This window comes from Marinomonas polaris DSM 16579 (genome assembly GCF_900129155.1).
Lineage (GTDB): Bacteria > Pseudomonadota > Gammaproteobacteria > Pseudomonadales > Marinomonadaceae > Marinomonas > Marinomonas polaris.
In genome coordinates, this window is sequence record NZ_FQVF01000016.1 from 57,770 (window position 1) to 84,662 (window position 26,893).

The window sequence follows — 26,893 nt, forward strand, 5'->3', positions numbered from 1 at the left end:
CACGGCGTTTTTTATCATTCAAACCTATGACCTGACTAACTCATCACATAAGGTCACTTAACTTAAAGGAAACCGGTAAGTTAATCCGCAGCTCGGTTTCCGACATGTCCTTTGAGAATTTAGGCAAAGGTGTCGAGCGCTTGATCATATCTAATACCGCATCATCTAAACGTTTATGACCTGAACTTTCTGTGATTTTCACATCAGATACTGAACCATCCGCGTGAGCAACAAAAGACAAGGAAACAACGCCCTCTTCATTGCGACGACGGGATGCTCTTGGGTAACGTTTATTCTGGCCTAATACCGATTTTAACTGTGTAAAATAGTTTGCCTTAGCGCCTGGATTACCACCACTCGTTGCTGAGTTCGAACTTCCTGTTGTTGCCTTCTGGTTAGCCATTGATTGCGGTGCAACCTGCTTAGGAGCTGCTTTTACTACAGGCTCTTCTTTTTTCGGCTCTGGTTCTGGCTCAGGCTTGGGTTTCGGCTTAGGCTTTGGTTCGGGCTTAGGCTCTGGTTTTTTCACTTCAATTGGCGATTCTTGCTTAACTTCAACCGGTTCTGGCTCTTTAATAATTTCAGGTTCAACCACAGGTTCTGGTTCAATAATAGGTTCTGGCTCTGGCTCAACTTCTGGTTCAACCTCCTCTTGAACCTCTTCAATCGGCTCCTCTACCGTTTCTTCAACCTCTTTCACTTCTTCTTGAGCAGCTGTGGTTTGTGCTGCAGCACCAAGATCACCAACCATACCAAGATCAAACTCAATACCCTGAGAGCCCGCAGACTGACTACCTACTGTTGGAGCATAAAATACTGCATAGAAGGCACCAGCATGAACAGAAATAGCCAGACCACCAGCAATAATCCAATGACGCTTGGGAATCATTTGTTTCCTCGCTCTAGCTGTGTTGCCAAGCTAACCTTAGTAAGCCCCGCTAAACGCACCTGATTAAACACCGGACGTAGCTTTTCTAGTGAAATGGCACCATCGGCTTTGATTTGTACCCAGAAAGCGTCTTTATTAGGAGCTGAGGTAAATTGTTGCTCTAGATATGCTTGAACATCCTCTACCGCAAACAATTTATCATCGACATAAAGGCTGTCATCCGCACCCAAAACAATTTCAATATTTGGGTCGGTTGCTGCACGGTTATCATTGATAGATTGAGGAGGAATCACTGCAATCGGATCCGCTTTTTGAATTTGCCCAGCAACCATAAAAAACACCAACATCAGAAACACCACGTTAATCAGTGGCACCATGTTGTCATCGCTGCTGGCGTTTCTCGCGGCGTATTTTTCGCCTATTTTCATTTCGTCTCCGGCATAGCAAAAGCATTCGCAATAGATACGGTTTTTGCACCATTTAGTTTTAAGCGATCTGCAAGATGCATCAAGGTCTGTAACGTGACGCCATCTTCCGCTTTGATGATAAAAACACCCTCGTTATGATCTGTTACGAGCGTTTGAAAACGAGATTGATCGGAGAAACTAACCGCTTGACCGTCAACCCAAACCTGATCATCATTTTGCTTCAAGGTCAAAATAAGGTTGTCTTTTTCCTGTGGCGGATTTTGAACATCGGATGCCACCGATAAAGGTGTATCTACAATGCGCCAAGGCACAAAACTTGAAGTCAACATGAAGAACAACAGCAAGATAAATACCACATCAATCAATGGTGTTAAGCTGATTGCATTCTTACGTTTAGGTTGGGACAGATTAAGCGGCATGTAACAACTCTTCGTCGGCCTTTTTAACTAATTGTTTAGCCTGTTTACTGGTAAATACTTGAGTAACTGCATCGTTCATATTATGAGCAATACGTTCTACTTTACGTTCTAGCCAACTGTGCAATGTCACTACCGGAATCGCTACAGCCAAACCAACAGCCGTTGTCAGTAATGCCTGCCAAATACCGCCAGATAACACCGACGGATCAACTTGATTTCCCGCGCCTTCCATTTGTTGGAAAGCTGTGATCATACCTAATACCGTACCTAGCAAACCTAACAACGGACTCAAGGTCGCAATAATTTCTAAAGGACGAAGATAAGAGCGCAGCTGGTTTAGCTGGTTCATCGCACGACGTTCAACTTCTTCACGAATCAAATCTGCTTGGGTATTTGTCGCTAATAAAGCACGCATGGTGTAACCCACTAAAGCATCAATAGGACGCTTTTCATCTAGTATCTCAAGCGCTTTTTCGCCATTTTCTTCACTGCGCCATTGATCTAAGGCTAAATTACTTGTTTTAAGGCTCTCTGCACGAAGTGAGGAAAACTGCCATAGCTTTAACAAGACAATTGTCAGAGCAACGACAGAAAATACCATCAGTATCCATACGACAGGCCCACCGACCTGCAAAAAGTCGACAATTTTCTGCTGAACTGAATCTTCCACAATCTTCTCCAATGAATAAAAAAACACCAGTCAAATAATAGTCATTCTCAACCGCATTTTCAATAAATAAATGTTCAAATAGAAAGATATGGAGAATTGATAAGGCGCAGTAACAATAAATACTTACAGGAAAGGCTGCATAATCATGCCAAGGTCAGCATGATCATGCAGTTTTACAGACACTAAAATATAGGCGGCTTATAACCAACCTCGGTGTTTAAAATACCAATAAGGCGCAAACGCAGAAAATACCATCAACCCCAGCGCTGCAGGATAGCCAAAACTTAAATCCAGCTCTGGCATGATTTTAAAGTTCATCCCGTAAATACTGGCAACTAATGTCGGCGGTAAAAACACTACAGATGCAATAGAGAAAATCTTGATGATTTTGTTCTGTTCAATGTTAATAAAACCTTGAGTCGAATCCATCAAGAAGTTAATTTTATCAAACAAGAATGTCGTATGTGACATCAAGGTTTCAACGTCACGCATAACTTCACGCAGCGTTTCTGAATAATCTTGTCTATTAGGTAAGTGTCGCAACAGAAATGAGATATTGCGCTGTGTGTCCATCAGACACAGGCGAATCTTCCCGTTACTGTCTTCTAAGCGCGCCAGTTTTTCGATAATGACATCCAGTTCCGACTCATTATCTTCAAGCACTAGATGACTTACCTCTTCTAATTGTCGGTGTAAATCTTCTAAAGCATCTGCATGATTCTCAACTTTATTTTCAAGTAATGTGACTAAAAGATGAGCTGGCGAATCAACAGCAATTTGCCCCCGACGCGCACGCATTCGTAATAATCTAAAGTCTGCTAGTTCTGTTTCACGAATGGTGATTAGCCTGTCCTGCTGCAAGATACAGGCAACAGTTGAGGTTTTATGGCGCCCTTCTGTTTGATTTAAAAACAAAGAGTGGACATGGATACCCGCTTGGTCAACAAAACAACGTGCGGACGCTTCTATCTCTTCGACATCATCAGATTCAGGAAGATCGGTTCTCAACAACGCCTTAAGCTGTAATCGATCGTCGTCATCAGGTTCCGCGGCGTCAATCCAATTCGCCTCTTTTTGAAGGGTGGTAAGATTCTCATCTTCTTTGGAAATTTCTTGAATCAACCCGTTTCTGATTTTAAAAAATTTTAGCATGCTACTTCCTCGATATACTCGGTACCTTATTTCAGCCTAATCATGTTATTTGGCACGACTCGCAACCCACAAAATAAATGTGGTGGATGTATTTTTGGTGATGTATTGGAAACCATTACACGGTGTTACGATGGCCACCATTATACCTAGGTTATATCTCACGTCTGTGACAAATCACTAAGCAAAAAAAAGAGGCAATACAGACTAAGCTGAATTGCCCCAAAAAAGACCTTTTCCCTGGGAGGAGATGGTCTACTTCTTATCGAGTTGGATAAGAAACTTTAAAGTTCATTGCTAAAGCTCAAAAACACAATCAATGCGCTAGAATTTGATCCAAGAAAACTTTGGCCCGCTCTGTTTTTGGCTTCACGAAAAATTCTTCTGGCGGTGATATCTCAATTACACTGCCCGCTTCCATAAAGACAATTCGATCCGCGAATTCTTTGGCAAAACCCATTTCGTGAGTCACACAAATCATCGTCATGCCGTCTTTTGACAATGAACGCATAATCTCCAACACTTCAGAGATCATTTCGGGATCAAGTGCTGAGGTTGGTTCATCAAATAACATAATGTCAGGAGACATGGTTAGCGCTCTGGCGATGGCAACACGCTGCTGCTGACCACCAGACAGTTGGCCTGGATACTTCTGCTCTTGATCTCCAATTTTCACTTTATTAAGCAAATCACGCGCGACTTCATTCGCCTGTACCACTGACATACCCAACACATGACGTAAACCAAAAGTACAGTTATCTAACACCGTCATATGAGGAAAAAGATTAAAGTGCTGAAACACCATCCCCGTATGACGACGAATTTTCTCGATGTCTTTAACATTGTCACTAATGGTGATATCGCAAATAGTGATGCCTCCTTCGTCGTGTTGCTCTAAATTATTAAGGCAACGAATCAAGGTGGATTTACCTGAACCAGAAGGTCCACAAATCACTATAGTTTCGCCTTTGGCTACCGCTAAATCGATATCGCGCAGCGCATGATATTTACCGTACCATTTATTAACTTGATCCAGCTTTACTACTGTTTGTTCAGACATAATGCATTCCAATTAATGTTTTGTGCGTTTGATACGTCGCTCTAGATGCGCGCCGTACTGTGCAATAGAAAAACAAGCGATAAAGAAAAACGCCGAAATAACGATTGGACCTTCTGCATGAAGACCAAGCCATTCCGCGTTGTGAAAAGTCGCATTAATCGCGCCCATAACTTCTAATAAACCAAGAATCATCACCAAGGTGGTTTCTTTAAATAAACCAATGAAGTTAGTAATTAGCGCAGGGACTGAATTACGTAATGCTTGCGGCATAACTACATACGCCATAGTTTTCCAGTAGCCACAGCCCATCGCGTAGGACGCTTCAATTTGACCTTTTGGCACTGCTTGGATCGCACCACGAATGATCTCTGCTTTGTACACAGCCGAAACGAAAATCAGCACGAACAAGACTCGGAACAATACGTCGATAGACACACCGCTTGGTAAGAAAAGCTGCAAAACTAAAGACGCCATGAACAAGAAGGTAATCACAGGTACAGAACGAATAATCTCGATGTAGCCGGTGCAAGCCCAACGTAAGATAGGCAACTGTGAACGTCGGCCCAAGGCTAAAAGAATGGCCACAGGCAATGATAAACACATGGCAATAATACCCAAGAAGAAGGTCAGCGTAAGACCACCCAACGCACTGGTTGAAATGTCTTCAAAGATGAAGCCACCTTTTAGCAACAACCAAAGCACTACAGGCAAAACGAGGATATAAACCACGATCCATTTTTGTGGGATTCGTTGGCTAAACAATAAAGGAAAGGCAAAAAGCCCCACAGCAAATGCCGAGTTCACTCGCCATTGCTCAGACTCAGGAAAAGGTCCGTAGATGTAATAATCCATGTATTGTCGGATCGGAATCCAACACGCAGCGCCAGGTGTACAATCCGCGCGGCTTGTTCCACTAAAGGTGGCGGAGAAAAACAGCCAATCTAAAGCTTTTGGCAACAGTAAGCACAAGAGTGCAATAATGGCCAAAGTGACTAAACTGTCTAACCAAGTGTTGAAAAGGTTACGTTTTATCCACACAACAACTCGGCTAAAGCTTAAAGGAATCGATTTTTTTGCTCTCGCTTCAATCGGCTTACCGGTTATTTTTTCGATGCTCGCTTGATGATTCATCTTATCGTCCTTTCAACTGCATAGCTTTGTTGAAACGTCCCATAATGGCCGCCAGTATCAGGTTCAAAACCCCATAACTCACCATCACGATCACGATGCACTCAATGGCTTGGCCTGTAATGTTTAAACTACTGCCCCCCATGGTGCCCATAATGTCCATAAAGCCAACCACCGAACCCAATGCAGCGGCTTTTAATACGTTGATATAAATAGACGTCATTGGTGGAATAATAGAATGCAGTGCTTGTGGAATAATCACCTTATTCATCACCACATTATGTTTAACGCCAAGCGCTAAACCGGCTTCCATTTGCCCTTTTGAAATAGCCAAAATACTGCCTCGAATGACTTCTGAACCATGCGCCGCAGAGTAAGTGCTCACTGCGATGATAAGCATTATAAATTCAGGAGGAAGCGTCCAACCATGTTTGAAGTTAAAGCCAACTAATTTAGGTGAAGTAAAGCTAAAAACGGGCGTAAATACGAGGCTTGCCAACACCACCAAAACGACGGTCATCAGCAGCACAAAGACAATACGTCGTCCAGTTGTAGAGACTCTTTTTTTGACCCAAAAGCACAATACAATCCATAACACAGCAAAGACTAAAGATGCCAGCAGACCGTAATTCCATTCAACGCTAGGAATGGATAAACCGCGATTTGAAAGAAACGACACATCACCAAAATTAAACGCCTGACGCACACTCGGCAGCATCAACGACAAGGTATACCAAACTGAAATATGTACCAGAATAGGTACGTTACGAACATATTCAACAAGGCAAAGAGACACTTTAGACAATAAGAAATTCTGCGACAAACGCATAATCGCCAAACACAAAGCCAGCACAGTCGTTAGCAAGATAGCCACAACGGCAAACGCAACCGTATTGACCATACCCGCTGCCCACGCCATTAAATGCGTAGAGGTTTTTGGATCATAGTGAATCAAGCTATAGCTAATATCGTAGCCAGCACGCTGAAAGAGAAAATCAAAGCCGCTAGTCAAACCCGCATCGCGCATATTGGTCGCAGCATTTAGGGCAAGATAGGTAATCCCAAAACAAATGACTGCAAAAAATACGAGCTGTATCAGAGTGTCTCGAACTTTTCGGTTATATAAAAAAGAATGCATAAACAACTGCCATAGATGGTGCTTACAAGTGGAGCTTTAAAACGCTAATGACAATGAAAAGCCAGCTTACCTAAGGGCAAACTGGCTAAGATTATGATTAACGGAACGGGTAGGCGTATAATAGACCGCCTTTGGTATAAAGGTTATTTAAGCCGCGATCAAACTTAAGCGCGGAATCCTTACCTAAGTTACGGTCAAAGATTTCGCCGTAGTTACCTACTGCTTTAATGGCGTTGTAAGCCCATTTATCATCCAAGCCAAAGTTCTTACCTAAACTACCTTCAGTGCCAAGTAAGCGCATAACATCAGGTTTTGTGCTTTTTAGTTTTTCATCGACATTACTTTGAGTAATGCCCTGCTCTTCTGCTTCAATCAATGCCATCGCCGTCCAAGTGACAACTTGACGCCATTCATCATTGCCTTGTTTGACATAAGCACCAAGTGGCTCTTTAGAAATACGCTCAGGTAAAATGACGTTTGCTGATGGATCTGGCATACCTTGGCGATCAGCCGCCAGTGCAGAAGCATCATTGGTCACTGCATCACAACGATTCGCTAGATAAGCAGCTGTAGATTCTGCGCTACCCTCTACGATGAGTGCTTTATAACTTAAACCACGCGACTCAAAGTAGTCATTAATGTTTTTCTCGCTCGTCGTACCTGGGTAAGTACAAATAGTCGCGCCGTCTAATTCTTCAATCGAGTTCACACCCAATTCTTTTTTAACCATCAAGGCTTGGCCGTCATAGAACCAAGGTGTAGTGACATCAACACCATTCAAGCCATCACGCGTTGCGGTGAAAGTGGTAGAACGCGCTAACATATCAATTTCATCCGTCACTAAAGCCGTCAAACGGTTACGCGAGTTCATTGTAATGAACTCAACTTTAGAGGCGTCGCCAAATACAGCTGCAGCAACAGCTTTACAAAGCTCAACATCCAATCCAGTCCAATTACCTTTTGTATCAGGCGTTGAAAAACCCGCTTTACCAGGATGGATACCGCACTTCATAACACCACGTGCTTTTACTTCTTCTAGCTTGTCCGCTGCGTAAACAGAAGCACTAGCGGATAAAACCCCAGCACCAATGATCGCAGTCGCAATTAGTTTTTTCATTGTTGTAATCCTATATTGAGTTCCGATGTGACAAACAAAGAATACTTTGGATACATATTAATAGTCAATAATGAATAAATGGATACATAAATTCAAGTTAATTACAAAATTTAGAACACACTTTACTCAAAATAAGATAAGGCTAAACCCAAATAAGGAGTATAGGCACAAGAAGTTTGGTAGATGCATAACAATGCCTTCCTAAAGAAAATCCCTAAGAAGACTATTGAAAAGGCCATTGAGAAAATACATGCAGTTGATACTGGAAGGTTTAAAGTGAAGCGGTTTGACGACGTTTTAATTGCTGTGATTTTAACTGTTCGGCCAGTGCATAAGCACTCATCATGATATGACTTTCCAGCGCGTAACAAGCACCTTCTATGTCTTGGCGTTCACATCGATCTATCAATTCATCGTGTTCGCGCAATGAGCGCGGCGTATTACGGTGACTCAAAATAAAAGACTTTAAGCGCGCATAATGGCGATGATGCAGGTCTTTGATCACATTTTGCATCAAAGGACGATTGGCTGGTTTATATAAGATTTCATGAAATAGATAGTTCAATGGCGTCCACTCTTCTGGCGCGCATTTTTTCAGACTTTCATTGAGTTCACGAGCTTTTGCAATATCTTCAGCGCCCATTAAAGGAATCGATAATTCTAGCAATTTCACTTCAATTAAAGCTCTAAGCTCACACTTTTCAAGAAAGCTTTCCGGGGAAATTGTTGTAACCGTTGCCCTGCCTGTGTCACGAATCTCAACCAGCTCTTCTCCTGCTAGTATCTGCAAAGCTTCACGCACTGGCGTGCGGCTTACTTGATAGGTGCTGGCAATATCCACTTGCGAAAGCGCCATTCCTTCAGGATAAGTACCATCCAAGATCTTAGCTCGTATGTCTTCCGTAACCGACAGTACTGCTTTTTGTTTGTTATTTTCGCTCATGAAAGCCTATCTAATTGAGTTTAATGAGGTTTCTAAATAAAACCGCATAAAATATGAACAAGATTTTAACATAGAGTCGTCATATCTGCGACTGTAGACAATAGAAATACAGACGATAGAAACTTGATTAATGTATTCATTTAATATAAAAATACCAACAAAATGTATCCATTATGGTTTTATATATGTTCACTCTCGTCAAAAATGCAAATGTGTATGCACCAGAAGCACTTGGTATCAAAGATATTTTGATCGCTGCGGGCAAAATTTTAAAGATAGAAAGCAAAATTGATATCACAGGCATCGCTGATATCAATATTATTGATGCACAAGGACAAACTCTCATCCCTGGTTTTGTCGATGGTCATGTGCACTTGATTGGTGGCGGTGGTGAAGGCGGCTATCACACCCGTACACCTGAAGTATTACTTAGTCATTTAACACGAGCAGGCATTACCACTGTTGTTGGTTTGTTAGGAACAGACAGCGCAACACGCCACAATGAAAGCCTGTACGCTAAAGCAAAAGCCCTGACTACCGAAGGTGTAAGCGCCTATATGTTTACTGGCGGCTACAAGGTTCCAACCGAAACAATTACTCAATCAATTCAGCGAGATATTGTCTTTATCGACCGAGTCATTGGCTTAAAAACCGCCCTTTCCGACCATCGCTCTTCACAACCAACAATCGAAGAACTATCTCGCATGGCTTCAGAAGCCCGTGTTGCAGGCCTTATTTCTGGAAAGTGTGGACGCGTTGTCGTACATCTTGGTAATTCCCAGAAAGGCTTTGGCCCGCTGTTTGAGGTAGTAGAACAATCCGACATTCCGGTTTCTCAGTTCATTCCGACTCACGTCAATCGTACCGAATTACTGGCAGATCAAGGTATGGAATGGTTGAAGCAAGGAGGCTTTGTTGATTTGACCGCTGGTATCAACCCAGACAAAGGTGCGACAGGCAGCGTTAAAGCATCCACGTTCCTCACTCGCTGCAAAGCACAAAACATTGATACTAGCCGAGTTTGTATTAGCTCTGATGGCAATGGCTCTGTGCCAATATTCAATGAAAAACGCGAGCTTATTGGTCTAAAAGTAGCGGGATTTGGCTCTTTACTCTATCAGCTAAAAGAAATGATTCAGGTCGAAAATATGTCGATCACTGAAGCGGTTATTCCTTTCACTCAAGCACCGGCTCAATGCCTCGGGTTAGCCAGTGAAAAAGGGGAAGTATCGTTAGGAAAGGACGCTGACTTTTTGATCCTTGATGAAAACCTCGACATACAACACACCTTTGCTAAAGGCGTTTGTCACGTAAGAGACGGGATAGCTCAAATCAAAGGCACGTTTGAAGACTAAGAATTCCTCAAGAATAACCCCTTCCAATAGCATTATCGGGAGGGGTTATGGGAGTGATTATTTATCAAGGAGGCGCTTAGTACTGCTGCATGAAGGCGATTTCGCGGTTTTGGTCGTTAATAACCGCTTTGGCCATCTTTATTAGCGCTGGGTCACGGCTAAACTCTAGAAGTACTTTTGCCATGGCAACAGCCGCTTCATGGTGTGGGATCATGCCCGCTACAAAGTCACGATTCACATCACCACTTGCTGATAATTGATTCATATCCAACATCATTTTTGCATTAATAGCAGCATACGCTGCTTTAATTTTCTCAGCGTCAGCGGATGGTCTCGCTTTCCCATGGCTTGCAAGCCAATCTCGCATAAATGCAATCTCGCTCGATTGCGCCGCCACAATATTAACCGCCAAAGGTTTTAACTTGTCAGAAATTTGCGCTGATGCAAGCAACTGCGTCGCCATGTCAATCGCACCTTGGTGATGAGGAATCATGCCGACTACAAAGTCGTAATCAACATCACCGGTCAGTTCCGTTGAATGCATATCCATCATCATTTGCTGGTTGCCTTGCATAAACTGAGAAGCATGCTCCGAATGATCCATTTGATGATGGTCCATATCGTCCGTTGATGACGAAGCAGTACAGCCAGCAATCGCCAAACTCATAGTTAGCATCGCTGCAGCAGAAAAATATTTTTTAAAAAGTGTCATGGTTTTATCTCACGTTATTGAGTATTTACAAACAGCTCAGACGTTATTCAGCATTATGAATAGCGCTAAGACCATCAGTGATATTAGATGCTGTTAAATAGACAGCTAATTCGCAATTAACGGAGATAAACGGGGAGGAGGAGTGACAAGTTCTAGGAAATTATGTCGCCATTTTTCAATTAACGACAAAGCTGGCCAATAAATAACTGCAATGGCCAAGAGTAACAACAGAGGAGGCAAAACAGCCAACGCGCAATGATCAACACAATCAGAGTAACTCATATTTTTAGCATGATCATGCGAAGCAGAAGCAAGGTGCATATCAGACATTGACGACTGAGATAATGACAACTGAGACATTGACGCAATGTTCTGATGCGCCGCGTGCGAAGAATTCATATAGGACAAAGATGCATAGGACGTCGCCTGTGTCGAAGCGGATAAAAACAGCCACAACCCAGACAAACAATACATCATAATCCAAACGATTCGCGGCACACTCAACACATCATTATACCTATCAAAAACATCTAAGCAGCATACTCCTCAAATTCGAAATCGACAAACATCACTAAGGTGAATTACTCCCCTTGAACACGACTCTTTTTGACGGCCTCTACTTTTAAAAAAGCACTCAACTCTTTGATCAAGGTGAATAGATTACCTTTGCCAACTTCCGCTTCGAAGCTGTCTTGCATGATGCCAAGGTCTTTGCGTAAATCATGAGATAGCGCACTGAGTTTTCTGCGCGTTTTGTAGCGCTCAAAACAACTAGAAAAATGCTTAAGTAACGCAATAATGATCATATCAACCTCGTTTGCCGAATTAGATGTATGTGAGCGAACAATACTAAGCGCATTAATAGCAATCAAACAGACGCAGACAGATCATTAAAAAGGCACACAGAAAACAATACAGGCGATCTGTATGGTAATTTCTTAGATATTCTGTGTGTTTTACGGATTAACAATAAATCGATAGGCAACATAGAATAGCAACAGCGCCATAATACGGTTAACCCATGCCATTATCTTGGGGTTCATCGCGGCTTTTTTAAGACAGGAACCGGCTACTAAATAAACGCTCGGCGCCCCGCAAGCCATTACAGCCAGCCCAAATGACCATACAGCGATTTGCCAGCTATTTATGTGCTCTCGAGGAAATTGCACAGTGACAATAGGCACGATTGCGACTAAAGCTTTAGGATTACAAAGCTGTAATATCAGCCCTGTTTTAAAACTCACCTCTGTATTTTTAGCCTTCATCGTTGCAGACTGAAAGCTCGCTTGCAGGATTTTCCCACCAAGATAGGCGATATAAATTCCTCCCAATATGGCAATAAGCGATTGGTATTCTTTGGGAATGATTTCGCCACCTACATAGCCAATAAGTAAGAACAAGATCAACATGGCAAGCCCTACGCCCACACAATACAGAAAAGCGCGCCAACCCTGACCGTTTACACCAGCAAAAAGCGCCAGCATATTCGCAGGGCCAGGACTGTACATAACACCAAAGGCGTAGATGAGTATTTCGAGCATAGGAATCCCTCAAATGGATATTTGATTAAAAGAAGTAATAGTAAAAAGAGTTAAATATAGAGCGAGTGTTGCTGCTAGGTACGCAGCAAAGTACGCCTAAATTGATAAGGAGTAAGCCCAAACATGGGCTTGAATCGTCGGTTAAAGTAACTCAGATCCGTGAAGCCAAAGGTAAACGCCACATCGGCCAACGGCATACCCAGTTCAAGGGCTTCTTTGGCGCGATTAATACGATAATTTTGCCAATATTGATGAGGTGTCATACCGAAATAATCACGGAAGCAACGCAACAAATGATACTTAGACATATGCGCCAATTGGCTTAACTCATCGAGAGACACTTCTTCCCCTACATGAGCATGTAAATAGTCGCGTACTCGCTCAAAGACAGGATCTTTCGTGCGACGTTTGGACTTAACTAGACTAACAGAGCGCTGAATTCCCTTTTGGCGCGCTAAATATTCCGCAAATTCAAACAACGCAGACGTGTATTCCAATGCAGACGTTGACGAAATTTCCACTAAAGCTGCCAAACGTAAAATATGCGTTTTTAGCACAGTATCGTTTTGCACTGGATGTTCGATACGAAAGTCTCGTGCTCGGCGAACGCCAGCACTCTCAAGCATAGGACTTAATTGGTCAGGATGAACATAAAGCATTTTGTAGTGAAGCGGGTCGTCAGCACCGGAATGACCATCGTGAGCATCTTCAGGATTAAACACAATTACATTGCCAGCATGACTCTTGTGATGTTCACCCAAAGCAAAGAAGTCTTGGCGACCCGATAAAGTTACGCCGAAAGAGAACTCCTCATGGGCATGAGTACCATAAGAAAAATCGCTCATAGAGGCTTCCAGCAACATGACCTCATCAAGGACTGCACTTTTAGCAAACTGAAAACGATTTTCTGTCGACATCACACCCTCTCGAAACTAGCCCAACCCATAACAATAGACTAACCAATGACAAACAGAAAAGATTGGACGATATTGCGGTATTAGATCTTATTCAGCTTTTTCTCAACCTGCTCAAGCGCTCTTCGATACATACTCCAAGCACAAATACCGGCGAGAACATTACCAATCAAGACACCGAAGAAAAGCCCTTTTAGTCCAGCGATTTCCGACCCAACCCACAAGCAAGGTAAGAAGAAAGCAAACAAGCGCAATGCAGATATTGTCAACGCAGTATAGGATTTCCCCAAGGCGTTAGAGATAGACACCATTAACATGCATATACCAAGTAAACCAAGGCTCACCGGCACTATCATCAGATGCCAATGTAAGATCGTCGAGACTTCTTCGTCGCTGGTCATCAAGTTTGCCAACACGCCCGAGATGAAAAAAGTAATCACTGCGATCACCAACTGAAACGACAATACAAAGCGACACGCCAAACGCACCACGTAACGCACATCGTCCAAACGGCCTTCGCCCAACAATCGCCCGACCATTGGTGGCATGGACATAGTCAGTGCCAACACAGCCACAATAGAGAAAAATTCAAAACGCGAGCCCAATGCCCAAGACGCCACCGCGGCCGTGCCAAACCCTGCGATAAGTTTAGTCGCCAACATAGAAGAAACTGGCGGTAGCAACTGGCTGATCATCGCAGGTCCCATAATATGACCTATAGACCCCAAGCTTTTGCCGATATTTAGATCTTGCCAATCAAAGATAACCCAATGTTTACGAGCCACTTTTGGTGCAACAATTAAGGTACCCAAACCAAACGCCACCGTGGTCGCCATAGCAGCGCCGTTCAAACCAAGATCAAAAGTAAAAATAAAAATAGGATCCAGCACCAAATTCAGCACGCTGGTAACAATCATCATAATGCCGGGCAGCAAGGTATTACCGTTGGAACGACAAATGCTGTAGTAAAAATAGATTAACGCCCCTACCCAAGCACTAAGCAGCCAATGAGGCCAATATGAGTCGATAATAGGATAGACAGAATCTGGCGCACTCAATAACGCCAAAATAGGATGACGTAACAACCAAATGATCACGCTAAAGAAAGCAATCCCCACGCTTCCCATCATCAGCACCAAACCGCCTAATTGCTTGGCATAACGCTTGTCCCCTGCGCCTAAGGCACGAGAAATAATCGCCGTTGTCGCAATGCCTAAGCCCACTTGCAGACCAATCACAATCATCTGAATCGGCAAGGTAAACCCCTGCGCAGCCAAAGGCAAAAGACCTAACTGCCCGATAAAAGCACTGTCCACCAGCTGAAAACTCATCAACGACAAAACACCAAACATCATTGGCCATGTCATGGAAAAAAGTTGCTTAGCTAAGGAAGGAGATGAAGGTACTTGGGAGGACATAGGTGTGCTCATACTAAAAACTGAGCCTATATTCTAACCTACTTTACTGACAACTGAATGACACTCGCCTTCACCAAATAAACTATGCGATGAAAAATCTCATTCTTCAGCATAACGCTGGCTGTACTTGTATCCATACCACAGCATGAATAAAGCAATGAGGGAAAAGATAACAAAACCGCTTGCTAACGGTATGACGGTGAAGTTGTAAAACTGCCCTGCTATTGTCGACAGAACAATCGCGATCATGCTCGATAAAGACGAAATCAACGACGCGCCCAGTCCAGCCATGCTCCCCAACGGCTCCATCGCCATGGCGTTCACGTTACCAAACACCATACCAAAACAAGAAAACATCACCATGCCCAAACCCATAAATAGCACAAAAGGCGGTACGCCATTGAAGTATAAAGCCGCAATCAACAGGATAAAGGCGGTCGATAACAACACGCTTAAAGCGCCAATCACACAGCGCAGCATTCCTACTCGCAGGACAATTTTACCGTTCGAAAAATTGATAATAGAAGAACCAATCGCCAACATGGCAAAGAACAAAGGAAAGCGATCTCCCGTGTTATACACATCCTGAAAAATCGATTGTGCAGTACTAATGTGCAGCATCAAACCACCAAAAATACAGCCCAACAAAACGGTGAACGCCATCACATCACGACGACGTAATATCACTCGAACATCGGCAATTAAGCGCTTTCGATTAAGCGGAATGCGATTTTCTTTCAATAGAGTTTCTGGCTGACGCAGTAATAACCAACCACCAGCAATCGCCGCTTGCGCGATCAGCAAAGCAAAAATCCAACGCCAATCCGCTACTTTTAACACCAACTGCCCAACACTTGGAGCCAACAAGGGCACCAAGATAAACACCATCATCACAAACGACATAATGCGCGCCATTGCCGCGCCTTTGTACATGTCTCGAATCAAGGCGCGAGAGGCTATTTTTGGCCCAGCTACACCAAAACCTTGTATCATACGCCCCAGTAAAAACACCTCGATAGACGACGCCAACAAAGCAACCACGGAACCGATAATATAAATACTAATGCCGAGCAGAATACTCTTCTTGCGACCAATCGCATCAGACAAAGGACCAAAAAGAATCTCGCCAAACACCATGCCCAATATCATCGCCGACACAATCCACTGGGTTTTCTGATAATCCACAATCGCTAAAGACTCAGCAATATTGGGAAAAGCCGGTAACATAGCGTCCATACTCAACGCAGTGAGAGACATCATCAAAGCGAACAGCGCCACTAATTCTCTCTCTGGCAAACGCTTTATCTGAGTTTCAGTGGCCTGTTGTGAAGTTAAAAGTGACATCCCTTTCCTTAGTGATTGGCAAAATGGATCAATAGTTTACTCGTCAGGATGAATAAAAAGAAAACTAAATTTCATTCATTAATATTGCTCCAGTAAAAAAACAATACAAACAAAAAAGCGTGATCAATAAAATCATTGAATCACGCTTTTTGGGTGCTACCGCTGTTTATCTAAAGTCTATTTATCCACCTTAGAATTTAATTGAAGCAAGACAATAAGGCGTAAATCGCTCGGCATCTTGCTCAATCGCTCGCTCTAATCCATCCACAACTTGCCAAGGTCGATTGCTTGGCGTAGATAAGCTTAACTTACCTCGTTGTCCCGACGCTTCGGACATTCGCAAAATATAACCCTCTTTATTTTCAGCAGGTTTAAGTGCATGGAAGCGCATGTCTAGCCCAGACCAAGTCACTGGCGCAAGACGATAAGGGCTATCGCTGCTCGCAGCAGTGAAACGCAATGGATCTACCACTAAATCCGCCTCTGCTTGAACTTCAGGACTCCACCAGTGGCCATCATGCGGCAAGATAGAATAAGTGAAATGATGATGCCCTTCGTCCGCCAACATATCTGGGTACATTGGACCACGCACCAAGCTTAAGGTTAGTGTATTGCCTTTGGCAGAGAAGCCATATTTATCCGCTGACAAGATCGCGGCCCCCCAGCCTGTTTCACTGATTGAAGCAAAACGATGCCCGCAGCCTTCAAACTGAGCTTGTTGCCAGCTGGTATTATCATGTGTCGCACGCTGAGTGATACCAATCGCTTGATCGAATACCGCTTGTTCAGCCAAAACCGTCACAGGGAAAACTGCACGTAAATAAGTACGACGATCATGCCAGTCTATGTCGGTCACTATGTCTAAACGCGCACTGTTACACCACAAGCGAAGTTTTTGCGTAATACGACTCGCACTAAATGAACGTACTATGGTTATTTCTCCCATGTACGGGCCTTCAGCGGTTACTTCACAGGAATCCAATTCAAGCAACTCTTCTCCACCAAGGGAGAAGCCAGGTTCAATGTCCCATGCATCATAATTGCGAGGCAAATCATTACGATAGATCATTAGCTGGTTTGCAACACCATCGATCAACTCTCGATCAGATCGCTTATCCAACAGTGATTTAATTCGTCCATGTTTATCAATTTCCACACGAACCAACTCGTTCTCAAGTACCTTATCTATGACACTAATTTTTTTCGCACTCGGTTGTGCGACAAATTCAACCGACAATGGAGACAATGACTGGTCAGAAGCAAGAACATACTGCTCGCCCACCTTTTGGGCCACACAGCTAGCTGGGAAAGGTGTCGATGATTCAAGCTGCCAAAACGGTTTTGCGCTACCGGAAAGGTTAGCAACTGCAATCCCTTGCAGCGCATTTGACTGAGACTGGCTAGCATGTAATTTAACAATTCGTTCTAACGCTTCTGCAGCAATTGCTTCCGTGCGTTCTACCACGCTTTCCAATTCCGCTTCAGTTTGCACATAGGCTTCACGAATCGAAGAACCTGGCAAAATATCGTGGAATTGATTTCGCAGCATCAAGACCCAGTCTTTAGACAAATCGGGCATTTGATCGCCACCACCAGCTAATGCCGCCAATACACTCATGGCTTCCGCGGCCACTAGACCAAATTCAGCACGACGATTTAGTTGCTTGGTACGTGCCTGACTCGTTAGGGTCGCCCTATGGTATTCAAGGTACATTTCTCCTGACCAAACAGGCACCGACGCGTCTTTTAACTCCGTCGTTATCTTGTCAATGTGTTGCTGGATATTACCATGTGCGACATGGGGGATTTCCGGCATTAGGTTAAGAATAGGAAACGCTTCTATCTGATCTGGATCAGGACCGCCACCACCATCACCCCAACCATAGGTCGCAATAACGGTATCGGTTAAATCCTTACCTGAATGCTTACGCCACACTTCATCCAGCGCCTGTGGTCGCATCCACATGTTATAGCCTTCGTTTTCATAGGCATTGTAGGTGTGTACCAAAACCTTTGACCCATCATTCCCCTGCCAATGAAACAAATTATCAGGCAAGCTATTCGTTTCGTTCCAGCTCACCTTTATTGTGACTAAGGTTTCAATACCTGTATGACGCATGATTTGCGGCATAGCACCAGTAAAACCAAAGGTATCTGGTAACCAAGCAGTACGGTTTATCTCACCAAAGTGTTTTTCAAAATAGGTCTGTCCAAGCAAAAACTGACGTATAAAAGCTTCTGCAGAAGGCATATTGGTATCACACTCAATCAACATGCCACCGTTCACTTCCCACTGCCCTTCTGCGACTCGCTGTTTAATCTCTTCAAACAAGGCTGGATCTTCTTCTTCGACATGTTGATAAAATAAAGACGACGACTGCAAAAACTGAAACTCTGGGTGAGATTTCATTAGTGAGTTCACGCTGTTAAAGGTACGAATGATTTTGCGCACGGTTTCGGGCTGAGGCCACAACCAAACGTAATCAATATGCGCATGGCCTGTAGCCAACACTTTACCTTGTTTAGGATAGCGCTCACGAAGTTCAGCCAAACTGGCATCTAACAACGCAATGCTGCGATTCACAGAGGAGATGGCTTCATCGCTTAATTTTTCAAAAGATACTTCTGGTTCAAAACTGCGTTCCCAAATATCTTTCGCCCATGCTTGTTCCGCAAGACGAGGACCCACTTGGCTAGTTTGAGTCGGCAGCCTTAGCTGTGAGATTGCTATTTCTGCGACTTCACACAAAGACCGTGCTAGCTCTTTATTTTTAACGGTTAATACCGTATTGCGAACAATATCGAGTCGGCGACGCAGCGCTCTAATCTCTACATGAACGGATACTAATTCTGCAAGATTTAGCTTGGGATCGCGGTTAGGTATACCAAATAAAGAACGAGCCGCTACTTCTGCTTCGATATAAAAAGGCACGGTTGGCACCGGAGCAAAACGTTTGTGGCGCGGATTGGCACCAAAGGTATCAAATACGGTGCCGTCTTCTAAACACAAACGCACCAAGGCTTCACCACCAAAATCCAGACGTAATTCCGCGTTCAATGTAGGAGAAACTAATGGCGAACGGAAACAATGGATACCAAAGCGATTTGACCAAGTATCGCCCACATTTATGGTGCGCGATTCGCCCTCTGGTGAGGTTAATGTCCAGTCTTTAATTGGGCTATTTCCATACAGCTCCCAGGCGCACAGCTCTTTTTCCCATGTATCCAGATGTTGTGATAATTGTTCTAAACTACGCTGACGATCACGGTATTGACGCATAATAACTCTCCTAACAATGGCGTATGCTGCTTTGTCGCTGACGACGATACTGAACGACAAAGCTCACGGTATTCGAAAAAATGAAAAAACGGCTATTAGTGACTTATTGCGTCATGTACTCGCCCGCTATCATCAAAAAGATGCAAACGTTCAGCTAACAACTTCACATAAATTGGCTCGTTTTCTTTGATATCAGAAGAGTCTTCTACTTTGACTGTTATCAGACCAAGGTCTTCCGTTTCAAAATGAATCAGGGTGTGATCTCCAAACATTTCAACGTATTCGACTCGACCAGAAAGATGAGCATCTTCGGGCGTTGACACTTGCAGATGCTCTGGACGAATGCCTACTTTGGTCACAGAAGACGATACCGAGAAAGGTAAAACACGCTGACCTAGTTGCAGCTTGCCATCACGAGACGACGCGGGCATGAAGTTCATTTTTTGCCCACCAATGAAACCAGCGACAAACGCATTAGCTGGAGAAGAATAGAGTTCGAGAGGTGTTCCAACTTGCTCAATTCGGCCGCCATTCAACACGACGATACGATCCGCTAACGTCATGGCCTCAACCTGATCATGTGTTACATAAATCATGGTTGCACCTAATGATGAATGAAGCTTGGCAATCTCAAGACGCGTTTGGCCTCGTAGTGCCGCATCAAGGTTAGATAAAGGCTCATCGAAGAGAAAAACCTTAGGCTCACGTACAATGGCACGACCAATGGCAACGCGCTGACGCTGACCTCCGGACAATTCCTTTGGCATACGATTTAGATAAGGCTCAAGCTGTAAAATACGCGCCGCATTGTTTACTCGTTCTTCAATCTCATCCTTAGGACACTTGGATATTTCCAGACCAAACGCCATGTTACGACGCACTGTCATGTGTGGATAAAGCGCATAAGATTGGAACACCATGGCAATACCACGTTGTGGCGAAGGCATATCATTAACGATTTTATCGCCAATCTTTATATGACCACCGGTGATGTCTTCTAACCCTGCAATCATGCGCAGTAGAGTAGATTTTCCGCAACCAGAAGGACCTACAAAAACGACAAACTCACCTTCATTGATGGCAAGATCTACCCCGTGGATGATCTTCATGTCGCCATAGGTTTTCGATACATTTTCAAGTCTAACATTCGACATAAAACTTCCTCAGAACTCTGTTAAGAGTGACATTTCTCTTATTTTTATAGGTAGAGCACACTTAATATTTGGGGTGGATAGACAAGATCACCCCTTCACTCCGACTCCGGCAAATCCTGTATTCATGTTGCGTCGTAGTAAGAAGTACACCCCGATAGCAGGAATGGCATAAACAATGGAATAGGCCGCTAAAAAGCCGTATTGAATTGCTCCATGCTCACCAAAGGCTGAATACAATCCCATCGACATGGGAAAGACAGAGTCCGTTCGAGAGAAAATCAGTGGGAATAAAAACTCATTCCAAGCACTGGTAAAGGAGAAAAACCACACCACAGCTATACCCGCACGAGACAGCGGTAAAACCACATGTCGTAATATTTCCCACAAACTTGCCCCTTCAACATGAGCCGCCTCTTCAAGCTCTAACGGCACGGTGTCAAAAAAGTTTTTTAACAGCAGTAAAGTAAAAGGCAAATTAAGAATTGTCAGAGCAATCATGACCCCTAAAGGATTCAATAAGCCTGATTTTTCAGCGGTAAAATAAATAGGCACCAAGACACCGTTGGTTGGCATCATCCGCATGACGACCAAAGCCCATAAAATGGTCGTTTTTCCCGGAATATATACTCTCGATAAAAAATACGCCGCTCCCGCTGCCACCACGATAGTCATGGTGGCAGTACCAAGCGCTAGAATCATAGAGTTCATGAACTGCTGGGCTGCACTGCCACTCATCGCGGAAACAAAATTGCCAATACCGATGGATTGTGGCCAGCGCAACTCACCTGTTGCCTGAGTATCCACAGCATTCACGAACAACCAAGAAAATGGACTGATCCAAATGATGGCCACAAATACTAAAGCCAGCGTAGCCATCGGCGTGTGTTTTTGATCACTGTTTATGGTCATTACTTAGGCTCCTTAAGTAATCGCAAATAGAAGATGGATAACGCACCGACAATAAGCAACATGGCAACCGATATAGCCGAACCATAGCCCAGTCTATGTACATCAAAACTGGTTTGATAAAGGAAGATCGCCAGCACATTTGTGTCATTGCCAGGACCGCCACCCGTTAGTGCATAAATCAGTGGGAAGTAAGTAAAAGTCCAAATAGTGATAAACAACATATTTGTCGCGATGTGTGGACGAATCATAGGAATAACGACCTTCCACAAGCGCTGAATAGGCGTAGTACCATCTACTTTAGCGGCTTCAATAATTTCTTTTGGAACCGCATCGAGTGCTGCAGAAAAGAGAAGATAAGACCAAGCGGAGCCTTTCCAAGTATTGGCAATGATGACCACAACCAAGGCGTAATCATTCATGAAATTGATCGGCGCAAAACCCAAGGGCTCGATAATTACGCGGTTGATAAGACCCGTTTGGGAAGCAGAAGCAGACCACAGAAAGGCCGCCACGATATCGGGTAGTAACCAGCCCAACATAATCGAGACTTCCACCGTGGTTTTTAAAAGGCCACGTTTGCCACGAAGCGCAACGGCAAGCAAGAAGCCAATAATGGTTTGACCGATTACCGCAGAGAAAAAAGTGAAAATAACGGTAACCCATAGACTTTGTAAAAAGCCTTGTCGGGTAAATAAACGAATATAGTTTTTTAAACCGACCCAGTCCCAATTCACCGATTTACGGCCTATGGTTTCTAAATCCGTAAAACTAAATGTGATGGCCCAACCAGCAAAATACACCAATACACTTAGGAATAGCGCCGCAGGCAGCGCAACGGCCACCAGCAATGGAATATTACCTGCCAACCAAGGGTTTATTTTTTTTCGCATCTCGTCACCCGTTTTATTATTGTTTGGGTCAAAAAACAGCTTCGTGACGCACTAAGCCAATACATCAAGCTCAGTGGTCACAAAGCAGGTCATTACTTATAAACGATGACTTGATCTTCGCCGAACTCATCAATCAGGGATTCTTTGTATTCAGTGATTGCATCGTCCACTGACATACCATCTAAGATGTTGCCTGTAGCTTGCTGGATAAGTTGAGTCACAACGTTGTAGCCAGGAAAGGTATCTCGACTGGTGGTGTTTTCAGCCAACTTGGTGGCTTTAGCAAGGTAGGCATCCTGCGTATATTCTGGAGACTCGGTAATGTCGGTACGTACACCCATTCGATGCTCGGCAACCGTCCATTCAGAAAAATTGCCGTGATCAAAAATAGTTGTCAGTAACTTAAACGCTTCTTTTTTATCTTTTGCAGATTGCGCCATGCCGATGGTCCAACCGCCAGAAATGTTGGTTGTTTTAAGCGTGTCAGCACGACCCATTCCAGGCCAAGGCGCCCAGCCCAATACTGCATTTCGCTCTTCTACAGACGGAAGATTCACCCCGTTACAATCCCAGATACAAGAAAACTCCCAAGATCCAGAAGCCAAAATCCCCACTTGATGCTTGGTTATTGCTGTTCGCACGAAAGCATCAACATTGGTTTCATAGTTAATCGAAGCAGGCGTTAGCTGTTTCTCCACATACACTTGGCGATACAGTTCTAACGTACGACGTAATGCTGGGCTGTCTCCAATCCATTTACCTTCTTTTCTATTGCGCAGACGATTACGATCATCTTTAGGTGTATCCGCCCCCAACAAAGCCATATAGACCCCCTGCATTGTGGTAGCTTCGGCTCGCTTCGTCCCAGCTGGCAATACAAATGAGTAAGGCACGCCTTGCGCTTTGATTTTTTCGCTTGCAGCTAATACATCATCCCAACTTTTTGGTGACCAAGGTAAAGCAATACCCGCCTTTTTCATCACTGATTTATCGTACCAAAGCATCCTCACGTCAGTATCTGTGGGCAAGGCGTAAACCTTGTCATCGTAAGAAGCAACGCTTAACAAACTCTTTATGTAATATTTATATTGATCCCAACCTTTCAGCTGAGCATCTAACGGATGCAGATAATTAGCCGACGCAAGCTCTGCCACCATAAAGCTGTCCATGACCACAATATCAGGTGCTGTGCCTGCAGCCAGATCCACAGCAACACGTTGCTCATAACCAACCGTTGGCATTTTAACGGCGTTGACTTTAATACCCGTATTGGCTTCATAAGCTTCAATACCAGGCTTAACCAAAGCGGTAATGAACTCTGGATACATGATAGAAACATCAGCCATTGCCACCGAAGGCATCAAACTACCCGCTAGTGCGAGAGAAGGTAACAAGGCCAAAACAGTAGGTTTTTTCATTTTTATTTTCTCCTATGAGACATCCTCAATAACCAACATTGGTCATCTGTATAACGAGGACAATCGAAACACATTTTATTGCAACGTTGCAATAAAATATTAAAAAACTTTCAGCACAATAAAAATTTTATAATTTATTCAATATCTTAACTGTTATTAAAGATAATAAACTTACATTAATATAAGAAATATCGTTGCAAAAACTATACTTTCCGGTATAAATCAAACCATTATTCAACGTTAGGAACATTACGTGAGCCAGCTTAAAGACAGCAAACCAAGACCTACCCTAAGCACCATTGCTAAGATGACTGGGCTAAGTTTGTCGACTGTCTCCTTGTCTTTACGTGGCGGAGAGAACCTCAAAGAAGAAACTCGATTAAAAGTCGCGGCCGCAGCGCGGGAAGTGGGTTATGTGCCAGACAGAGCAGGAGTTCGCCTTAGAACAGGTAAAACCAATGTTATTGCTCTCGTACTAGACAGCGCAGATGAATCAATTGATTACGCTCGACACATGATTCAAGGCATAGGTGCTGCATTAAAAGGCACGCCTTATCATCTAAGTGTAGTACCCGAATTTGATCGACAAGCTTCTGCCGAAACCATCCGATACTTACTCGAAAGCCGCACTGCTGATGGTATTATCATTACTCATACTTCACCACGAGATCCAAGAGTACAACTACTTATGGACGCTGGACTACCCTTTGTGAGCCATGGCAGAACCGAGTTTTTCACACCTCACGCTTGGTATGATTTTCATGGTGAATCTTTCGTATCAGAAGCGACCCAACGACTGGCAAGTCAAGGCTGCAAGTCTGTGATGTTAGTGGCAAAAAATGATGGCACAACCAATTACCACAATATTTTACGGGCTTATATTCAGTCTGCAAAGAACTTAGGCATAGAGGTACATCCACTGCCAAAATCTACCTTTGAACACAGTGATAATGCTAGCCTTAGAGCATTTGGAATCAGTCTTGCTACACAAAAAAATCGCCCTGATGGCATAGTTTGTGACAGCGAAATGCATGCAATGACGCTAGCTAGTGGCCTGTGTGAAAATGGCGTCAATGTAGGTAAAGATATCCAAATAATCTGCAAACAGACCTCAGACATATTACCTATATTGTTCCCAGAAATTGATGGTATTATCGAGGATGTCCACGCCGCAGGAGAAGAGCTAACACGACTATTACTAAGAAGTATTGATGGTGAACCGGTGGAGACTCTGCAAATATTAGCAGAGCCTAACCATGACAAAGTCGCCCAAGAATAGTTCGTATTATTGTGGCGATTTCGCTAATAATTCCAGCACAGCTGCTTTTACGTCTTGTATTAATTTGGCTTCATCCACACCCAGCACTTGGCCATTTTCAACCACTTGCTTACCGTTAACAAAACTGTGCTTAATCAGCGCCGGTTCACCACATAAGATCGGCGCTTCTAACGGGCTGTGTACGCCAGAAAAACGCGGTGCATCAAGAGAGTACAGGACTAAATCAGCAGCATAGCCTTCTGTTATTTGCCCCGTTTTCAGCCCAAAAAGATCGGCGCCGTTTTGGGTCCCCCATTTAAGCACTTGCGAGACATTCGTTGCCGAGGGCCCGCTATGGGTTCGATGTAATAACCAAGCTAAATTCAACTCCTGCAACATAGAAGCACTTTCACTAGACGCGGAGCCATCAACACCGAGGGTAATCGGAATACCCGCTTTTTCCATTGCAAGAACTGGCGCAATACCACTACCAAGGCGACAATTTGACGTAGGGCAATGGGCAATTCGCGTTTTCGTTTGCGCCAGTAATTCAATCGCATGAGCATCCGCTTGAACCAAGTGAGCAAACCACACATCGTCGCCTAACCAATCACAATGGGCGGCGTAATCAATGGCGCTCATACCGAAGTTTTGTTGTGCCATTTGCTCATCAAAAGATACTTCTAATAAATGCGAATGACGCAGTAATTTTCGTTCTTTTGCCCACTGAGCATAACTGCGTAAATCCTCTGCTGGCGAGGTATGAACCAAGCTAGTCGGTGCAACAACCAAGCGTCGCATACTGAATGGGTTGTCATCATGATAGCGTTTGTAGGAAGCATCAAGGCGATCCAATGACAAATCCAATGACTCTGGAACGATGCCGCTGTCTCGCATGCCTTTATGACTGCCTTGAACCGTTGCGCCACCACGACATAAAACTAAGCGAATACCTAAATCTTCGGCAGCGCGCCAAACGGCGTCTTCCAACTCAGGCGATGTCGTTGCATGGTATAAATAATGGTGGTCCGCGCAGGTTGTTACACCAGAACGCAGCTGTTCATAAAGACCTAATTTCGCAGCGACATACATTAAATCAGGGGTGATTTTTGGCCAAAAATGATAGGGAACGCTTGCCAGCCATTCCCCTAAACCTTGATTCAAACCCGCTGGAACGCCTTTTAGTATCGACTGTGCAAGATGATGGTGAGTATTCACAAAACCGGGATAAACCACACAATGAGACGCATCTATTAACTCGTCGTCAAGCTCGCGATTTAATGTGGGAGCAATGGCTGAAATCACGCCATCTTTGATACGGATGTCTTGAGGAAACTCATAACCAAAAACCGCTTTGGCTTGGCGGATTAAATACTGGGGCATAACACTCTCCTTTTTTAGGAAAGAGCAATGTCCAGGCCACAAGGCTTAACCGCTTCTACTCTTTATTTCACATACAATTTAACTAGACCAACAAGCAAACCCTATACCAGTCTGCACAACGCCAATGAGCACACAGCAAGCACGAACCAATCATCATATTTCGCATGCTATTAATCATATTTATGGTGCGACGAGACCGCAACACGCCCAATTCAAGTGCATGACCAAGAACGTAAAGCCACAAAATTGCTGAATTTATAGACAAATATATTTGGCCTGCTTGTTGCTTAGTTATAAATAGCGCAAATAGTTTGCGTGACGCAATGAGTAGAAGCGGTCAAATTTGGTGTCGAGTTCCAACAAACCAAGTTCGGGC

General features: G+C 43.8%; 25 protein-coding genes. 2 read left to right on the forward strand and 23 right to left on the reverse strand.

Features of this window, described 5'->3' with window-relative positions; translation table 11 throughout:
- Positions 1-43: 43 nt before the first annotated feature.
- The 10 genes from BUA59_RS16525 to BUA59_RS16570 all read right to left on the reverse strand — a co-directional run bounded on the left by BUA59_RS16525 (position 44) and on the right by BUA59_RS16570 (position 8,941).
- Positions 44-889 carry an energy transducer TonB gene (locus tag BUA59_RS16525; RefSeq protein WP_072840786.1) on the reverse strand — a complete coding sequence of 282 codons (846 nt, stop codon included), beginning with the start codon at positions 887-889 and terminating at the stop codon, positions 44-46.
- Complete coding sequence (locus BUA59_RS16530; RefSeq protein WP_072840787.1) at positions 886-1,317, reverse strand: ExbD/TolR family protein; 432 nt, start codon at positions 1,315-1,317, stop codon at positions 886-888. The genes BUA59_RS16525 and BUA59_RS16530 overlap by 4 nt, the downstream gene beginning before the upstream one ends.
- Complete coding sequence (locus BUA59_RS16535; RefSeq protein WP_072840788.1) at positions 1,314-1,736, reverse strand: ExbD/TolR family protein; 423 nt, start codon at positions 1,734-1,736, stop codon at positions 1,314-1,316. Before BUA59_RS16535 ends, BUA59_RS16530 begins: the two co-directional genes overlap by 4 nt.
- Positions 1,726-2,406 (reverse strand): MotA/TolQ/ExbB proton channel family protein, encoded by a 681-nt coding sequence (locus BUA59_RS16540; RefSeq protein WP_072840789.1) that lies wholly within the window; start codon positions 2,404-2,406, stop codon positions 1,726-1,728. The genes BUA59_RS16535 and BUA59_RS16540 overlap by 11 nt, the downstream gene beginning before the upstream one ends.
- 198 nt (positions 2,407-2,604) lie before the next feature.
- Positions 2,605-3,558, reverse strand: a complete 954-nt coding sequence (corA, locus tag BUA59_RS16545) for a magnesium/cobalt transporter CorA (protein WP_072840790.1) — start codon at positions 3,556-3,558, stop codon at positions 2,605-2,607.
- 313 nt (positions 3,559-3,871) lie between these two features.
- Positions 3,872-4,615 carry an amino acid ABC transporter ATP-binding protein gene (locus tag BUA59_RS16550; RefSeq protein ID WP_072840791.1) on the reverse strand — a complete coding sequence of 248 codons (744 nt, stop codon included), beginning with the start codon at positions 4,613-4,615 and terminating at the stop codon, positions 3,872-3,874.
- A gap of 12 nt (positions 4,616-4,627) precedes the next feature.
- Positions 4,628-5,746, reverse strand: coding sequence for an amino acid ABC transporter permease (locus BUA59_RS16555; protein WP_072840792.1), 1,119 nt, complete (start codon positions 5,744-5,746; stop codon positions 4,628-4,630).
- Between the two features lies 1 nt (position 5,747).
- Positions 5,748-6,881 carry an amino acid ABC transporter permease gene (locus BUA59_RS16560; RefSeq protein WP_072840793.1) on the reverse strand — a complete coding sequence of 378 codons (1,134 nt, stop codon included), beginning with the start codon at positions 6,879-6,881 and terminating at the stop codon, positions 5,748-5,750.
- A 97-nt stretch (positions 6,882-6,978) separates the two neighbouring features.
- Positions 6,979-7,998 carry an amino acid ABC transporter substrate-binding protein gene (locus BUA59_RS16565; protein WP_012071755.1) on the reverse strand — a complete coding sequence of 340 codons (1,020 nt, stop codon included), beginning with the start codon at positions 7,996-7,998 and terminating at the stop codon, positions 6,979-6,981.
- 271 nt (positions 7,999-8,269) lie between these two features.
- Positions 8,270-8,941, reverse strand: a complete 672-nt coding sequence (locus BUA59_RS16570) for a GntR family transcriptional regulator (RefSeq protein ID WP_072840794.1) — start codon at positions 8,939-8,941, stop codon at positions 8,270-8,272.
- Positions 8,942-9,126: 185 nt separating this feature from the next.
- Here BUA59_RS16570 and iadA point away from each other — a divergent pair, with 185 nt between their 5' ends.
- Positions 9,127-10,296, forward strand: a complete 1,170-nt coding sequence (gene iadA, locus BUA59_RS16575) for a beta-aspartyl-peptidase (protein WP_245813171.1) — start codon at positions 9,127-9,129, stop codon at positions 10,294-10,296.
- Between the two features lie 76 nt (positions 10,297-10,372).
- Here iadA and BUA59_RS16580 read toward each other — a convergent pair whose 3' ends face one another.
- From BUA59_RS16580 to BUA59_RS16635, 12 genes are all read right to left on the reverse strand, one after another.
- Complete coding sequence (locus BUA59_RS16580) at positions 10,373-11,008, reverse strand: DUF305 domain-containing protein (protein WP_072840796.1); 636 nt, start codon at positions 11,006-11,008, stop codon at positions 10,373-10,375.
- Between the two features lie 105 nt (positions 11,009-11,113).
- A complete protein-coding gene (locus BUA59_RS16585) occupies positions 11,114-11,506 on the reverse strand; it encodes a hypothetical protein (RefSeq protein WP_139248901.1) in 393 nt (130 codons plus the stop codon).
- A gap of 83 nt (positions 11,507-11,589) precedes the next feature.
- Positions 11,590-11,814, reverse strand: a complete 225-nt coding sequence (locus BUA59_RS16590) for a DUF1127 domain-containing protein (protein ID WP_072840798.1) — start codon at positions 11,812-11,814, stop codon at positions 11,590-11,592.
- Between the two features lie 150 nt (positions 11,815-11,964).
- Positions 11,965-12,549 (reverse strand): LysE family translocator, encoded by a 585-nt coding sequence (locus tag BUA59_RS16595; protein WP_072840799.1) that lies wholly within the window; start codon positions 12,547-12,549, stop codon positions 11,965-11,967.
- 74 nt (positions 12,550-12,623) lie between these two features.
- The gene (locus BUA59_RS16600; RefSeq protein WP_072840800.1) at positions 12,624-13,466 is read right to left on the reverse strand and encodes an AraC family transcriptional regulator; all 843 of its coding nucleotides are present in this window, start codon (positions 13,464-13,466) and stop codon (positions 12,624-12,626) included.
- A gap of 80 nt (positions 13,467-13,546) precedes the next feature.
- The gene (locus BUA59_RS16605; protein ID WP_139248903.1) at positions 13,547-14,881 is read right to left on the reverse strand and encodes an MATE family efflux transporter; all 1,335 of its coding nucleotides are present in this window, start codon (positions 14,879-14,881) and stop codon (positions 13,547-13,549) included.
- 99 nt (positions 14,882-14,980) lie between these two features.
- Positions 14,981-16,225, reverse strand: coding sequence for a multidrug effflux MFS transporter (locus tag BUA59_RS16610; RefSeq protein WP_072840802.1), 1,245 nt, complete (start codon positions 16,223-16,225; stop codon positions 14,981-14,983).
- A 190-nt stretch (positions 16,226-16,415) separates the two neighbouring features.
- Positions 16,416-19,505, reverse strand: coding sequence for an alpha-mannosidase (locus tag BUA59_RS16615; RefSeq protein ID WP_072840803.1), 3,090 nt, complete (start codon positions 19,503-19,505; stop codon positions 16,416-16,418).
- A gap of 95 nt (positions 19,506-19,600) precedes the next feature.
- A complete protein-coding gene (locus tag BUA59_RS16620) occupies positions 19,601-20,659 on the reverse strand; it encodes an ABC transporter ATP-binding protein (RefSeq protein WP_072840804.1) in 1,059 nt (352 codons plus the stop codon).
- An 87-nt stretch (positions 20,660-20,746) separates the two neighbouring features.
- On the reverse strand, positions 20,747-21,568 hold the full coding sequence (locus BUA59_RS16625; RefSeq protein ID WP_072840805.1) for a carbohydrate ABC transporter permease: 822 nt from the start codon (positions 21,566-21,568) through the stop codon (positions 20,747-20,749).
- Entirely contained in the window at positions 21,568-22,458 is an 891-nt protein-coding gene (locus tag BUA59_RS16630; protein ID WP_072840806.1) for a carbohydrate ABC transporter permease, read from the reverse strand. Before BUA59_RS16630 ends, BUA59_RS16625 begins: the two co-directional genes overlap by 1 nt.
- A 92-nt stretch (positions 22,459-22,550) precedes the next feature.
- The gene (locus BUA59_RS16635) at positions 22,551-23,876 is read right to left on the reverse strand and encodes an ABC transporter substrate-binding protein (protein ID WP_072840807.1); all 1,326 of its coding nucleotides are present in this window, start codon (positions 23,874-23,876) and stop codon (positions 22,551-22,553) included.
- Between the two features lie 253 nt (positions 23,877-24,129).
- Between BUA59_RS16635 and BUA59_RS16640 the strand changes: the two genes are divergently transcribed.
- On the forward strand, positions 24,130-25,155 hold the full coding sequence (locus BUA59_RS16640; RefSeq protein ID WP_072840808.1) for a LacI family transcriptional regulator: 1,026 nt from the start codon (positions 24,130-24,132) through the stop codon (positions 25,153-25,155).
- A 6-nt stretch (positions 25,156-25,161) separates the two neighbouring features.
- Here BUA59_RS16640 and BUA59_RS16645 read toward each other — a convergent pair whose 3' ends face one another.
- A complete protein-coding gene (locus BUA59_RS16645; protein ID WP_072840809.1) occupies positions 25,162-26,517 on the reverse strand; it encodes an amidohydrolase family protein in 1,356 nt (451 codons plus the stop codon).
- Positions 26,518-26,893 lie beyond the last annotated feature (376 nt).

Bases quoted from the DNA above. Each gene is read 5' to 3' on its own strand.
- BUA59_RS16625 (WP_072840805.1), bottom strand. From the start codon at position 21,568: ATGACCATAAACAGTGATCAAAAACACACGCCGATGGCTACGCTGGCT.
- BUA59_RS16570 (WP_072840794.1), bottom strand. From the start codon at position 8,941: ATGAGCGAAAATAACAAACAAAAAGCAGTACTGTCGGTTACGGAAGAC.
- BUA59_RS16550 (WP_072840791.1), bottom strand. From the start codon at position 4,615: ATGTCTGAACAAACAGTAGTAAAGCTGGATCAAGTTAATAAATGGTAC.
- BUA59_RS16565 (WP_012071755.1), bottom strand. From the start codon at position 7,998: ATGAAAAAACTAATTGCGACTGCGATCATTGGTGCTGGGGTTTTATCC.
- BUA59_RS16605 (WP_139248903.1), bottom strand. From the start codon at position 14,881: ATGTCCTCCCAAGTACCTTCATCTCCTTCCTTAGCTAAGCAACTTTTT.
- corA (WP_072840790.1), bottom strand. From the start codon at position 3,558: ATGCTAAAATTTTTTAAAATCAGAAACGGGTTGATTCAAGAAATTTCC.
- BUA59_RS16610 (WP_072840802.1), bottom strand. From the start codon at position 16,225: ATGTCACTTTTAACTTCACAACAGGCCACTGAAACTCAGATAAAGCGT.
- BUA59_RS16600 (WP_072840800.1), bottom strand. From the start codon at position 13,466: ATGTCGACAGAAAATCGTTTTCAGTTTGCTAAAAGTGCAGTCCTTGAT.
- BUA59_RS16590 (WP_072840798.1), bottom strand. From the start codon at position 11,814: ATGATCATTATTGCGTTACTTAAGCATTTTTCTAGTTGTTTTGAGCGC.
- BUA59_RS16620 (WP_072840804.1), bottom strand. From the start codon at position 20,659: ATGTCGAATGTTAGACTTGAAAATGTATCGAAAACCTATGGCGACATG.
- BUA59_RS16635 (WP_072840807.1), bottom strand. From the start codon at position 23,876: ATGAAAAAACCTACTGTTTTGGCCTTGTTACCTTCTCTCGCACTAGCG.
- BUA59_RS16595 (WP_072840799.1), bottom strand. From the start codon at position 12,549: ATGCTCGAAATACTCATCTACGCCTTTGGTGTTATGTACAGTCCTGGC.
- BUA59_RS16555 (WP_072840792.1), bottom strand. From the start codon at position 5,746: ATGAATCATCAAGCGAGCATCGAAAAAATAACCGGTAAGCCGATTGAA.
- BUA59_RS16630 (WP_072840806.1), bottom strand. From the start codon at position 22,458: ATGCGAAAAAAAATAAACCCTTGGTTGGCAGGTAATATTCCATTGCTG.
- BUA59_RS16525 (WP_072840786.1), bottom strand. From the start codon at position 889: ATGATTCCCAAGCGTCATTGGATTATTGCTGGTGGTCTGGCTATTTCT.
- BUA59_RS16535 (WP_072840788.1), bottom strand. From the start codon at position 1,736: ATGCCGCTTAATCTGTCCCAACCTAAACGTAAGAATGCAATCAGCTTA.
- BUA59_RS16560 (WP_072840793.1), bottom strand. From the start codon at position 6,881: ATGCATTCTTTTTTATATAACCGAAAAGTTCGAGACACTCTGATACAG.
- BUA59_RS16580 (WP_072840796.1), bottom strand. From the start codon at position 11,008: ATGACACTTTTTAAAAAATATTTTTCTGCTGCAGCGATGCTAACTATG.
- BUA59_RS16645 (WP_072840809.1), bottom strand. From the start codon at position 26,517: ATGCCCCAGTATTTAATCCGCCAAGCCAAAGCGGTTTTTGGTTATGAG.
- iadA (WP_245813171.1), top strand. From the start codon at position 9,127: ATGTTCACTCTCGTCAAAAATGCAAATGTGTATGCACCAGAAGCACTT.
- BUA59_RS16530 (WP_072840787.1), bottom strand. From the start codon at position 1,317: ATGAAAATAGGCGAAAAATACGCCGCGAGAAACGCCAGCAGCGATGAC.
- BUA59_RS16615 (WP_072840803.1), bottom strand. From the start codon at position 19,505: ATGCGTCAATACCGTGATCGTCAGCGTAGTTTAGAACAATTATCACAA.